Source organism: Amycolatopsis sp. cg5, from assembly GCF_041346955.1.
Taxonomy (GTDB): Bacteria; Actinomycetota; Actinomycetes; order Mycobacteriales; family Pseudonocardiaceae; genus Amycolatopsis.
The window spans coordinates 6,631,543-6,644,376 of the sequence record NZ_CP166849.1 but is presented as its reverse complement, the minus strand read 5'-3'; the positions used below and the strand labels follow the sequence as shown (position 1 = coordinate 6,644,376).

Annotated in this window: 8 protein-coding genes; 4 read left to right on the top strand and 4 right to left on the bottom strand. The window is 67.8% G+C overall.

The genetic code is table 11. From position 1 onward, the window contains the following. Positions 1–20: 20 nt before the first annotated feature. From aspA to AB5J62_RS29635, 4 genes are read right to left on the bottom strand one after another with little or no spacing between them, the layout of a single operon-like run. Entirely contained in the window at positions 21–1,412 is a 1,392-nt protein-coding gene (aspA, locus tag AB5J62_RS29650) for an aspartate ammonia-lyase (protein WP_370943243.1), read from the bottom strand. Between the two features lie 14 nt (positions 1,413–1,426). Next, positions 1,427–2,389 carry an asparaginase gene (locus AB5J62_RS29645; RefSeq protein WP_370943242.1) on the bottom strand — a complete coding sequence of 321 codons (963 nt, stop codon included), beginning with the start codon at positions 2,387–2,389 and terminating at the stop codon, positions 1,427–1,429. Continuing rightward, a complete protein-coding gene (locus AB5J62_RS29640; RefSeq protein ID WP_370943241.1) occupies positions 2,386–3,810 on the bottom strand; it encodes an amino acid permease in 1,425 nt (474 codons plus the stop codon). Before AB5J62_RS29640 ends, AB5J62_RS29645 begins: the two co-directional genes overlap by 4 nt. Next, positions 3,807–4,466, bottom strand: coding sequence for a FadR/GntR family transcriptional regulator (locus tag AB5J62_RS29635; protein WP_370950378.1), 660 nt, complete (start codon positions 4,464–4,466; stop codon positions 3,807–3,809). The genes AB5J62_RS29640 and AB5J62_RS29635 overlap by 4 nt, the downstream gene beginning before the upstream one ends. A 252-nt stretch (positions 4,467–4,718) precedes the next feature. On the opposite strand from AB5J62_RS29635, the gene AB5J62_RS29630 reads away from it, so the two are divergent. The 4 genes from AB5J62_RS29630 to AB5J62_RS29615 all read left to right on the top strand — a co-directional run bounded on the left by AB5J62_RS29630 (position 4,719) and on the right by AB5J62_RS29615 (position 12,787). Next, complete coding sequence (locus tag AB5J62_RS29630) at positions 4,719–5,207, top strand: hypothetical protein (protein WP_370943240.1); 489 nt, start codon at positions 4,719–4,721, stop codon at positions 5,205–5,207. A 1,002-nt stretch (positions 5,208–6,209) separates the two neighbouring features. Next, positions 6,210–9,803, top strand: coding sequence for a DNA polymerase III subunit alpha (gene dnaE, locus AB5J62_RS29625; protein ID WP_370943239.1), 3,594 nt, complete (start codon positions 6,210–6,212; stop codon positions 9,801–9,803). After that, a complete protein-coding gene (locus AB5J62_RS29620) occupies positions 9,800–11,215 on the top strand; it encodes an MFS transporter (protein ID WP_370943238.1) in 1,416 nt (471 codons plus the stop codon). Before dnaE ends, AB5J62_RS29620 begins: the two co-directional genes overlap by 4 nt. 375 nt (positions 11,216–11,590) lie before the next feature. Further along, complete coding sequence (locus AB5J62_RS29615) at positions 11,591–12,787, top strand: low temperature requirement protein A (protein ID WP_370943237.1); 1,197 nt, start codon at positions 11,591–11,593, stop codon at positions 12,785–12,787. Positions 12,788–12,834 lie beyond the last annotated feature (47 nt).

The window sequence follows — 12,834 nt, the reverse complement described above, 5'->3', positions numbered from 1 at the left end:
GGAAGGCCCCTTCCCAAGACTCAGCGCAGGCGCGCGAGTGTTTCCGGTCGTAGTAGCTCGGCTAGTTTCTCAGCCGGGAGCAAGCCCTTTTCGACGACCAGCTCCGCCACGCCGCGGCCGGTGGCCAACGCCTCCTTGGCGATCTCGGTGGCCGCCGCGTACCCGATCGCCGGGTTCAGCGCGGTGACCAGGCCGATCGAGTTCTCCACGTAGCCGCGCATGATGTCGGCGTTCGCGGTGATCCCGGAGACGCAGCGCTCGGCCAGTGTGAGGCAGGCCTGCTGCAGGTGCGTGATGCTCTCCGAGAGCGAGTGCAGGATGATCGGCTCGAACGCGTTGAGCTGCAGCTGACCGGCCTCGGCCGCCATGGTGATGGTGACGTCGTTGCCGATCACCTCGAACGCGACCTGGTTGACCACCTCGGGGATGACCGGGTTGATCTTGCCGGGCATGATCGACGAGCCCGCCTGCACCGGCGGCAGGTTGATCTCGTTGAGCCCGGCGCGCGGGCCGGACGAGAGCAGCCGCAAGTCGTTGCAGCTCTTGGAAAGCTTGACCGCGATGCGCTTGAGCACCCCGGAGAGGTGCACGAACGCGCCGCAGTCCTGAGTGGCCTCGACGAGGTCCGCGGCGGTCACCACGGGCAGCCCGGTGATCGCGGCGAGATGCCTGCACGCGGCCTCGGCGTAGCCAGGAGCGGCGTTGAGGCCGGTGCCGATCGCGGTCGCGCCGAGGTTGATCTCGTGCAGCAGCGTGACGGCCTCGTTGAGCCGCAGCCGGTCCTCGCCGAGCATGACCGCGTAGGTGCCGAACTCCTGGCCGAGCGTCATCGGCACGGCGTCCTGCAGCTGGGTGCGGCCCATCTTCAGCAGGTCGTGGAACTCGACGGCCTTGGCGGCGAAAGCCTGCTCCAGCACGGTCATCGCCTCGGACAGCCCGCGCACCGCGATGATCGTCGCGACGTTGACCGCCGTGGGATAGGCGTCGTTCGTGGACTGTCCCAGGTTGACGTGCTCGTTCGGGTGCAGGTAGGCGTAGTCGCCCTTCTCGTGCCCGAGCAGCTCCAGCGCGCGGTTGGCGATGACCTCGTTGGCGTTCATGTTGGTCGACGTGCCGGCGCCGCCCTGGATGACGTCGACGACGAACTGGTCGTGCAGCGCGCCTTCGCGGATCTCCTCGCAGGCCGCGCAGATCGCGTCCGCGAACTCGGGCGCGAGCAGGCCGAGCTCGGCGTTGGCGCGCGCGGCGGCCTCCTTGACCGCGGCCAGCGCCTCGATCAGGTGCGGGTAGGACGAGATCGTGGCGCCGGTGATCGGGAAGTTCTCACGGGCGCGCGCGGTGTGCACACCCCAGTAGGCGTCCGCGGGGACTTCCTTGTCTCCCAGCAGATCGTGCTCGACACGCGTGGTCACGGTCGTTCTTCCCTTCAGGCTGCTTGTTTTTTCTTCGCGAGGTCGCCGACGACGGCGAGCCCGTCTTTCCCGTCGGTGCCCGCGAACGGCGCGAGCAGCGCCGGGTCGACCCCGGCCAGCGCGAGCGCGGCGGCGGTGACCGGCGGGCGGGCGCGGTCAGTGCCGTCGGCGATCTTGACGCCGATCGCGGTGCCGTCGGGCAGCGAGGCGATCTGGACGGCCTCGAAACCGTCCTTGGCGATCAGGCCCGGGACCGTGCGCATCAGCTGGGTGACGTCGCGGCGAGTACCGGCGACCATCTCCGGGTGCGCCCGGATCGCTTGCGCGACAAGGCCTTCCTCACGCGTGATGCGCCCGGTCGCGGTGGCGAGCCCGCGCAGCGAGACCGCGAAGAGTGGCGCGCCGCAGCCGTCCATGGCCACGTGCGCGATCTTCGCGCCGGTCAGATCCTCCATGGTGGCGGCCATCTGACGCTGCATCGGGTGCGCCGGGTCCAGGTAGTCCTTTGTGGACCAGCCCTTGAGCCTTGCGGTGCAGAGCATCGCGGCGTGCTTGCCGGAGCAGTTGTGCGCGAGCTTGCGCGCGGTACGGCCCGCGGCGACCCATTCGAGCCGCTCGACCGGGTCGTACGGCAGGTCGGCCGGGTTGCCGAGATCGTCTTCGGTGAACTCGCCGGACTCCAGGATGCGCCGCGTGCCGTCGAGGTGGATCTCCTCGCCGGAGTGGCTGGCCGCGCTGAGCGCGAGCAGGTCGGGCGGCAGCGAAAGGCCCATCCGGGTCATCGCGACGGCCTGCATCGGCTTCGCGGTGGAGCGCGGATAGAACGTCGTCTCGACGTCACCGGCCTGGAACAGGACCTCGCCGTCCGGCGCGACCACGACGACCGAGCCGTAGTGGACGCCTTCGATGAGCCCGTCCCGCAGCACGTGCACGAGCGGCACGTGCCGAGGGACGCCGATCGGGGGAGCGGGGTTCATTCCACCTTCTCCATCACGGACATGTCGATGCGCTTGCGCACGGCGAACCAGCCGATCACCAGCGCGATCACGATGGCGGGCAGCGCCATGAGCGTGATCCGCCCGATGTGGTCGAAGCCCATCAGCACCACGACCGAGGCCAGGAAGACCAGCGTGACGATCTCGGTGAACGGCGAGAACGGCAGCCGGTAGCTCGGGCGGGTCAGCTCACCGCGCTTCGCCTTGCGGACGAAGAGCAGGTGGCACAGCACGATGATCGCCCAGGTGGCGAGGATGCCGATGGCGGCGAAGTTCAGCACGATCTCGAACGCCTCGGCGGGCACCAGGTAGTTCAGCCCGACACCGATGACGCAGATGCCCGCGGTGAGCATGATCCCGCCGAACGGCACCTGGTTCTTGTTCATCTTGCCGGTGAACTTCGGCGCCGAACCGGCCAGCGACATCGACCGCAGGATGCGGCCGGTCGAATACAGGCCCGAGTTGAGGCTCGACATCGCGGCGGTCAGCACGACCAGGTTCATGATGCTGTCCGCGTGCGGGATGCCGACGTGCGAGAGCACGGTGACGAACGGGCTCTGGTCCTTGCTGTAGGAACTCCAGGGCATCAGCATGGCCAGCAGCACGACCGAGCCGACGTAGAAGATGCCGATGCGCCACATGATCGAGTTGATCGCCTTGGGCATGATCTTCTCGGGGTTCTCGGTCTCGCCTGCGGCGACGCCGACCAGTTCGATCGCCGCGTAGGCGAACACGACACCCTGCACGATCAGGATCATCGGGATGATCCCGGACGGGAAGATGCCGCCGTGGTCGGCGATCAGCTGCGGGCCGGGGATGTTGCCGTCGATCGGGTGGCTGGTCACCAGCAGGAAGATGCCGATCACCATGAAGATCACCAGCGCGGCGACCTTGATGATGGCGAACCAGAACTCCATCTCGCCGAACAGCTTCACGCTCACCAGGTTCAGCGTCAGCACGACCGCCAGCGCGATCAGCGCCAGCACCCACTGCGGAATCGGCGTGAAGAACGACCAGAAGTGCGCGTACAGCGCGATCGCGGTGATGTCCGCGATCCCGGTCGTCGACCAGTTGAGGAAGTGCATCCAGCCCGCGACGTACGCGCCCTTCTCGCCCATGAACTCACGGGCGTAGGAGACGAAGGCGCCGGACGAGGGGCGGTGCAGGATCAGTTCGCCGAGGCTGCGCACGACGAAGAACGCGAAGAGGCCGCAGACCGCGTAGACGATCGCGAGCGCGGGGCCCGCCTGCGCGAGACGGCCGCCTGCGCCGAGGAAGAGCCCGGTCCCGATCGCGCCGCCGATGGCGATCATGTTGATGTGACGGGCTTTCAGCGACTTGCTGTAGCCCTCGTCACCGGCGTCGACGGACTTGTGCTCGACGTTGAGCGTTTGTTCGGTCACGGTGTCCTCTTGGTCGTTTTCGTGACAATGGTGGTGAGCGCGCTTTCGACGTGCTCGAGATGAGCCGTCATGGCCGCGATGGCCGCGCTTTCGGAGCCGTCGGCGATCGCGGTGACGATCTGCCGGTGCTCGCCGTTCGATTTCACCCGCCGGTCGCCCAGCTGGTTCAGGAAGGACGACTGTCTCGCGAGCGCGTCGCGGATCTCCTCGATCACCTTCCCGAACACGGGGTTGCCGCTGGCCTGGGCGATGGTGATGTGGAACAGCGAGTCCAGCGCCACCCATGCGGTGTTGTCGGTCTCGTGTTCCATCCGCTCGAGCAGGTGCGTCAGCAGGTCGAGGTCATCGGTGCTGCGCCGCACGGCGGCATACCCGGCGACCGGGATCTCGACATGACGGCGTACCTCGAAAAGATCCCTGGCCGAGTACGGCCCGAACGTAGGATTCTCGGCGGGACCGCTGGCGGTGACGAAAGTTCCCTTGCCGGTACGGGAAACCGTGAGGCCGAGAGCTTGCAGCCCGCGCAGCGCTTCGCGCACCACGGACCGGCTGACCTCGAACTCCTTCGAGAGGCTCGCCTCGGAGGGCAGCTTGTCCCCGACCGCGTACTCGCCGTGCTCGATGGCGCCACGCAGGTGCGCCAGCACGGCCTCCATCGCACTGACCCGCCGGATACCATGTCCGGCTGTCTGGCTGTCCGACAGGTTCATGGATCGAATAGTGCGACCTGGCGTGATCGGTTGTCAAGACGAACGGTGATCCAGTGTCAGCTGGAGGTTGCTCGACGTTACGAAAGCCACATCCGCGTTTATGGGAGCGATGGTCGTGTGGGCGCCGCCTGGGCGGGATGTGGGCGTCGTCACCGGCATGCTCCCCGGGTCCGTGAGTTCGTTCGGAGGGGAGTTTCCATGCAGAAAACGCGTTGGGCGGGCCTGACCGCCGCGGTGGGCACCGCACTGGCGATCCTCGCGCCGTCCGCGAGCGCCGCGCCGGCCGACCATTGCGTCGTCCATGTGGGCAGCGGGGCGCTCAAGTGCTTCGCGACCGAGGCGCAGGCCGACGCCTACCACCCCGCGGCCAAGGCGGCCGTGGAGCTCGCCCGGCTTTATGAGCTCCCGGGTTACCGTGGCCCATCGCTGCGCCTGGACGGTGACGCCGCCCAGTGCACCCCGCCCACGACGGACCCCGAGGTCGCGATCCCGCACCTCGGCCCGTACCACTGGGACAACCGCGCCTCCTCCTTCAAGGCCGTCGCCAAGTGCCGGGTCAAGCTGTGGGACGGTGACCGCTACGCGGGCCAGTCCACCGAGGGCGGCCGTGACGGCTACCTGGACCACTCGGACAACCTGGCGACACTCGGCTTCGACAACCGCGCCACCTCACTCAAGGTCAGCTAAACCGGACGCCACCCGTGCATGGATGGACGCCACGCCGGCTGAGGCCGGGGAGCGCCGCCCGGGAGTGTCGTCCGTCCAGGCACGCGTGCCGTCCATCCGGGTACACGTGCCGTCCATCCGGGTACAGGTGATCGCCGCGCTATCCGGCGTCCATGCGTGAGGCATCCCGCTGGGCGGCGAGGTCGTGAGTGTTTACGCCGGTTACTGGGCGGAAGGTCAAAGGTGGCGTGTCCGGGTGTGCTCGGCTGTGGCCGGGGTGGCTGTGTGCGAAATGCGTCGTTGAACGACGCAAAACCCGCACAGTCAACCCGCTTGACCAGCTGCAGGGGTCGTTCGAGGCGGGTGAGTGCGGTTCGCGGCGTTGGACGACGCAAACCGCACTCACCCAGGCAGTAGGCCCAGGTATGAGGGGAGCCTTCATCCACGCTCGGCGCGGTGAGGGCCTCCCTCACCCGAGCCGAGTGGGTGGGGGCCTCCCTTACCCGTATATCCGGTCGAACTAGGCCCTCACGCCACGGATCCGAGTGAAGTAGGCCCTCACCCACGCCGGACCACGACCCTGCCGCGGACAGGGCAGCCGAGAAGGGGTCGTGAGTGTTTAGGCCGGTTAGAACCGGCCGTTACCACTCACGACCCCAGTGTTGGGGGCGTGCTCGCGAAAGCCTTGAACCTGGACGCCCGACGCCCCAATCTCGGCTTTCGCGCGATGGGCCTTGGACCGCGACCGGGCCTCGCGTGTCGCCCATGTGCCAACCTGAACGGCGTAGGGCAGTGGCCACCGGGTGTCTCGCTCAAATGGGAGTGGTGGCTGAATTGCGATTTGTGAATCGATCAGGTGTTCTATGCTTGAATTCGCATTCATGAAACCGGGCGTCCGGCGGCAACACGCGTGCCCACCTCCCGCGCAGGCGGCCGCGGAGGGCGCAGACTACTCTGGTCGGCCGGGGCCGCAGTGCCGCGCGTTGATCCACATCCTGATCCGGTTCGGGGAGGTTTTCGCTGGTGTCGAACGATTCCTTCGTCCACCTGCATGTGCACACCGAGTATTCGATGCTCGACGGTGCGGCGAAGATCGCGCCTCTGTTCAAGGAGGCGGCGCGGCTCGAGATGCCCGCGGTCGGGATGACCGACCACGGCAACATGTACGGCGCCGACGAGTTCTACCAGCAGGCCGTCAAGCACGGGCTCACCCCGATCATCGGCATCGAGGCCTACATCGCGCCGGAGAGCCGGTTCCACAAGAAGCCGGTCTTCTGGGGACAGGCCAACCAGCGTGGCTCCGACGAGCTGGGCGAGGGCGGTGACGTCTCGGGTGCGGGCGCGTACACGCACATGACCATGCTCGCGCAGAACTCGACCGGGCTGCGCAACCTGTTCAAGCTGTCCTCGCTGGCCAGCATGCAGGGCTACTACCGCAAGCCCCGGATGGACCGCGAGCTCATCGCGGAGAACCACGCAGGCATCATCGCGACCACCGGCTGCCCGTCCGGCGAGGTGCAGACGCGGCTGCGGCTGGGGCAGAAGCAAGAGGCCATCCAGGCCGCTTCGGACTACAAGGACATCTTCGGCGGCGAGAACTTCTTCCTCGAGCTGATGGACCACGGGCTGCCGATCGAGCGCTCGGTCCGTGAGGGCCTGCTGGAGATCGGCAAGCTGCTCGACCTCAAGCCGATCGCCACCAACGACTCGCACTACGTCACCAAGGACCAGGCGGACACGCACTCCGCGCTGCTCTGCGTGCAGGCGGGCAAGACGCTCAACGACCCGACCCGGTTCAAGTTCGACGGCGACGGCTACTACCTCAAGTCCGCCGCCGAGATGCGCGAGTACTGGGACAGCGAGGTCGAAGGCGCGGCCGACAACACGCTGCTGATCGCCGAGCGCATCGAGTCCTACGAGGACGTCTACTCGCACAAGGACCGGCTGCCGTTCTTCGCCGTCCCCGAGGGCTACGACCAGGGCACCTGGCTGCGCGCCGAGGTCGACAAGGGCATGAAGTGGCGGTACCCGGACGGCGCGCCGGAGCCGTACTACCACGAGCGCATCGAGACCGAGCTCGACGTCATCATCGGCAAGGGCTTCCCCGCCTACTTCCTGATCGTCGCCGACCTCATCAACTACGCGCGTCAGGTCGGCATCCGCGTCGGCCCCGGCCGTGGTTCGGCGGCGGGCTCGCTGGTCGCGTACGTGCTGGGCATCACGAACCTGGACCCGATCCCGCAGAAGCTGCTGTTCGAGCGGTTCCTGAACCCCGAGCGTGTCTCGATGCCCGATATCGACATCGACTTCGACGACCGCAGGCGCGGCGAGATGATCCGCTACGCGACCGACAAGTACGGCGTGGACAAGGTCGCGCAGGTCATCACCTTCGGCACGATTAAGACCAAGGCGGCGATCAAGGACTCCGCCCGCGTCCACTTCGGCCAGCCCGGCTACGCGATCGCCGACAAGATCTCCAAGGCGCTGCCGCCGCCGATCATGGCGAAGGACATCCCGCTCTCCGGCATCGTCGACTCCAGCCACGAGCGCTACGGCGAAGCCGCCGAGGTCCGCGCGCTCGTCGAGACCGACGAAGAGTGCAAGACGATCTTCGAGACCGCACGCGGCCTCGAAGGCCTGATCCGCAACGCGGGCGTGCACGCCTGCGCGGTCATCATGTCGTGCGACCCGCTGACCGACGCGATCCCGCTGTGGCAGCGTGACGACGGCTCGATCATCACCGGCTGGGACTACCCGTCGTGCGAGAACATCGGCCTGCTGAAGATGGACTTCCTGGGCCTGCGGAACCTGACGGTCATCGGCGACGCGATCGACAACATCAAGACCAACCGCGGGGTCGACATCGACCTCGACCGGCTCGGGATGGACGACCAGGAGACGTACAAGCTGCTCGCCCGCGGTGACACGCTGGGTGTGTTCCAGCTGGACGGTGGGCCCATGCGTGACCTGCTGCGCCGCATGGAGCCGACGGTCTTCGACGACATCGTGGCGGTGGGCGCGCTGTACCGCCCCGGCCCGATGGGCATGAACGCGCACAACGACTACGCCGACCGCAAGAACAACCGGCAGAAGGTCAAGCCGATCCATCCGCAGCTCGAAGAGCCGCTGCGGGAGATCCTGGCCGACACGTACGGCCTGATCGTCTACCAAGAGCAGATCATGCACATCGGCCAGAAGGTGGCCGGCTACACCATGGGCCGCGCGGACGTACTCCGCCGCGCCATGGGTAAGAAGAAGAAGGAAGTACTCGACAAGGAGTACGTCGGCTTCGAAGAGGGCATGAAGTCCAGCCCGCTCGTCGACGGCGGCTTCTCGCCCGAAGCGGTCAAGGCGCTGTGGGACACGATCCTCCCGTTCGCCGGCTACGCGTTCAACAAGAGCCACGCCGCCGCGTACGGCCTGATCTCGTACTGGACCGCGTACCTCAAGGCGAACTTCACCCCCGAGTACATGGCGGCGCTGCTCACCTCGGTCGGTGACAACAAGGACAAGTCGGCGATCTACCTGTCCGAGTGCCGCCGCCTGGGGATCAAGGTGCTGCCGCCGGACGTCAACGAGTCGGCGCTGCGGTTCGCGGCCGTCGGGGACGACATCCGCTTCGGCATGGGCGCGGTCCGCAACGTCGGCGCGAACGTCGTCGAGTCGATCATCAAGACCCGCGAGGAGAAGGGGAAGTACTCCTCCTTCACCGACTTCCTCGACAAGTCCGAGCTGGTGGCCTGCAACAAGCGGGTCATCGAATCGCTGATCAAGGCGGGCGGGTTCGACTCGCTCGGCGCCACCCGGCTGTCGATGATCCAGGTGCACGAGGACGCGGTCGAAGCCGTCGTCCCGCTCAAGCGCCAGGAGGCGATGGGCCAGTTCGACCTGTTCGGCTTCGGCGGGGACGACGGGGATGACACCGTAGCGGCTTCTTCTTCGCCGCTCGCGCACCTCAAGTTCGGCGAAGAGGAGTATCCGCGCAAGCAGATGCTGGGCTACGAGCGGGAAATGCTCGGCCTCTACGTCTCCGCGCACCCGCTCGACGGCGCGGAGTTCATCCTCCGCAAGCACGCGCCGCGGCCGATCGCGTCGATCCTCGCCGACCCGCCGAGGGAGGGTGAGCTCGTCATCTCCGGCCTGATCACCTCGCTCGAGCGCCGGGTCAACAAGAAGGGCGAGCCCTGGGCGATCTGCACGGTCGAGGACATGGACGCCGCGCTGGAGGTCCTGTTCTTCCCCAAGTCGTACGCGATGTTCTCCGGTGACCTCATCGAGGACAACGCGGTGCTGGTCAAGGGCAGGGTCAACTGGCGCGAGGACAAGATGTCCGTGTTCGGCGGCGGGCTGGTGCCGCTGGACCTGTCCGACGCCGCCATCGGTGACGAGGAGCCGCCGCTGGTGCTGCTCGCCGCCGCCGAGAAGATCGACCAGGCCGTGGTGAGCGAGCTGAAGTCGACGTTGCTGGCGCACAAGGGCGACACCCCGGTGCACCTGAAGCTGGTCGGGCAGAAGAAGCAGACCGTGTTCGCGCTCTACGACTACCCGGTGAAGGTCACCTCGATGCTGATCGGGGAGTTGAAGGGGATCCGGGGCATCACCGCGAACTCACGATGACCGCCGCCGAGCCGGACCCGCGGCGCTGGAAGGCGCTCGCGGTCACGCTCGCGGCCGGGTTCATGGGGTTGCTCGACGTCAGCATCGTCAATACGGCGCTGCCGTCGATCCAGCGTGAGCTGCCCGCGTCCAACGGGGGCATCCAGTGGGTGGTCTCCGGGTACGCGCTGACGTTCGGCTTGGTGCTGGTCACCGGCGGCAGGCTCGGCGACATTGTGGGCAGGCGCAAGATGTTCCTGCTCGCGCTGGCCGGTTTCGTGCTGGCGAGCGCGTTCTGCGGCGCGGCGCCGAACGAGTGGACGCTCGTGGTCGCGCGGCTGCTGCAAGGCGCCGTCGCGGGCATGCTGACCCCGCAGAACAGCGGGCTCATCCAGGACATGTTCCGCGGACCGGAACGCGGCCGCGCGTTCGGCCTGTTCGGCGCGACCGTCGGGATCTCGACCGCGGTCGGGCCGGTGCTCGGTGGCGCGATCCTGTCCGTCGCGAGCTGGCGCTGGGTGTTCTTCGTCAACGTCCCGATCGGCCTGCTCGCGTTCGTGCTCGCGACGCGCTGGCTGCCGAAAGCGCCGCACCGGCACGGAAAGCTGCGCGACGAGGTCGACTTCGCCGGGATCGTCCTGCTGGGCGTGGCGGTGCTGGGCATCCTGCTGCCGCTCATCTCCGGCGGCATGTGGTGGCTGTTCGCGGTCGCCGTGGTGGCCGGGTTCGGGTTCGTCCGCTGGGAACGGCGGACCGTCGAGCGTGGCCGCCCGCCGCTGCTGGACATCCGCCTGTTCACCGGCACGCCCGGCTACGCCTCCGGCGCCGCGGTCGGCGCGATCTACTTCTGCGGGTTCGCCGGGATCTGGCTGGTGTTCGCGATCTTCTTCCAGCAGGGACTGGGATATTCGCCGCTGGAGTCGGGGCTTTCGGTCACCCCGTTCGCGCTCGGCTCCGCCGTGTCCGCCGCGGTCGCGGGACGCCTGGTGGCGACTTGGGGCCGCAAGCTCACAGCCATCGGGCTGACCATGGTCGCGGCCGGGCTGACGGCCGTCGCCGTGCTGGTGAACTTCGTGGCGCCGCAGTACGCGGGCATCGCCGTCGCGCTGCCGCTGCTGGTGGCGGGCGTCGGCGGCGGAATGGTGATCTCGCCCAACATCACGCTCACCCTGGAGTGTGTCCCGGCGCCGCTGGCCGGTGTCGCCGGCGGCGCGTTGCAGACAGGGCAACGGATCGGCACCGCGATCGGGACGGCCGTGCTGGCGGCGGTGTTCCACGCGCTGCTGCCCGGCGACTACGGGCACGCGCTTTCGGCCGCTTTGGGCTGCGCCATCGTGATCACGCTCGTCGCGCTCGGGCTCGCGCTCGCGGAACTCCGTGTTCGCCGTGCGCGACGATCTTTGCCCGAAGGGGCAGGAATTTCACAGGACTAGACCACCCAGATGGATCATCAAGTTACCCAAGGTGATATATCGTACTCCATACGGGTGGCGCGCGTTGGGCGGAGCTAGCGCTACACAGAGCAACCGGGTACATCTTATGGAGCCTTCGTCGAGTGCCACCATTACCCAAAGTGGCGTACCGGCAGGGAGACCCGGGGATGGGGTCGCCCGCCGGATCAGGCGGCGGTGCCCGGTCGCGTTGGGCGCCGATCGTCACCTCTCACCAGAAGCACGGTCGGCGTCCGCGGGGGACCGTTCGGCCGGCTCGAGAGTGCCACGCGGTGTGCCGGCGCGGGCGTGGGCCCGGGTGAGGGGGAACCGGGCCCACCTTGAGCATTTCCGCGCGAGTCGTGCTGGGATGTGCTGGTGACCGAGCAAACCGCCGCCCGCGCCTGGTACCGGCCGATGGTGTCCCGCTCCAGCGCCGAGGGCCATCGCGCCTCGACCCCGCTCGAGCTGCTGTTCGACCTGTGTTTCGTCGTCGCGGTCGCGCAGGCCGCCGCGTCGCTGCACCACGCGCTCACCGAGAACCATTTCGGCAGCGGCATCCTCAACTTCGTCATGGTGTTCTTCGCGATCTGGTGGGGCTGGCTGAACTTCAGCTGGTTCGCCTCGGCGTTCGACACCGACGACGTCGCCTACCGGCTGGCGACCATGCTCCAGATCGCGGGCGGCCTGACGGTCGCGGCCGGGGTGACGTCCGCGTTCGAGACCGGCGACTACACGGTGATCGTGATCGGCTATGCGCTGATGCGCCTCGCGATGGTCAGCCAGTGGCTGCGCGCGGCCGTCAGCGATCCGGCGTGCCGTGCGACGGCGCTGCGCTACGCGGGCGGCGTCACGGTCGTGCAGATACTGTGGATCGTGCGGCTCGCGCTGCCGGATTCCTTGCTGGTGCCCAGTTTCTTCCTGCTCGTGCTGGCCGAGTTCGCGGTGCCCGCGGTCGCGGAACGCGCCGGTCGCACGAGCTGGCACCCCGAGCACATCGCCGAGCGGTACGGCCTGTTCACGATCATCGTCCTCGGCGAGACGATCCTCGCCGCCACGACGGCGATCAAGGAGGGCATCGCGGCCGGCGAGCACACCGCGGCGCTGGCGGTACTGGCCGCGGCCGCGCTGGTGCTGGTCTTCTCGTTGTGGTGGCTGTATTTCGACCAGCCGGGTCACCTGCGGCTGATTCGCAGCACGACCATGCGCTCGGCACTCAGCTGGGGTTACGGCCACTACCTGATCTTCGCCTCGGCGGCCGCGGTCGGCGCCGGCCTGGAGGTCGCGGTCGACTACGACACCCACGCGACCCACCTCGGACCGGTCATGGCAGCGCTGCCGACCACAGTCCCGGTGGCGATCTACCTGCTCAGCGTCTGGCTGCTGCACATCGGCCCGACCAACGAATGCCGCCCGATCGCGATCGGCTACCCGGTGACCGCGGTACTGGTGCTCGCGGCCTCGTTCAGCCCGGCGCCGATCCACCTCACCGCGCTGCTCGCGGCGGCCATGGTCGCGGTGACGGTGATCGCGCGTCACGGCGACAAGAAAGCGCTCGGCGAACCCGGGATTTAGCGGGCTTTACTCCTGGGGATAAAGCCCGCTTTATCCCCGGGAGTTTA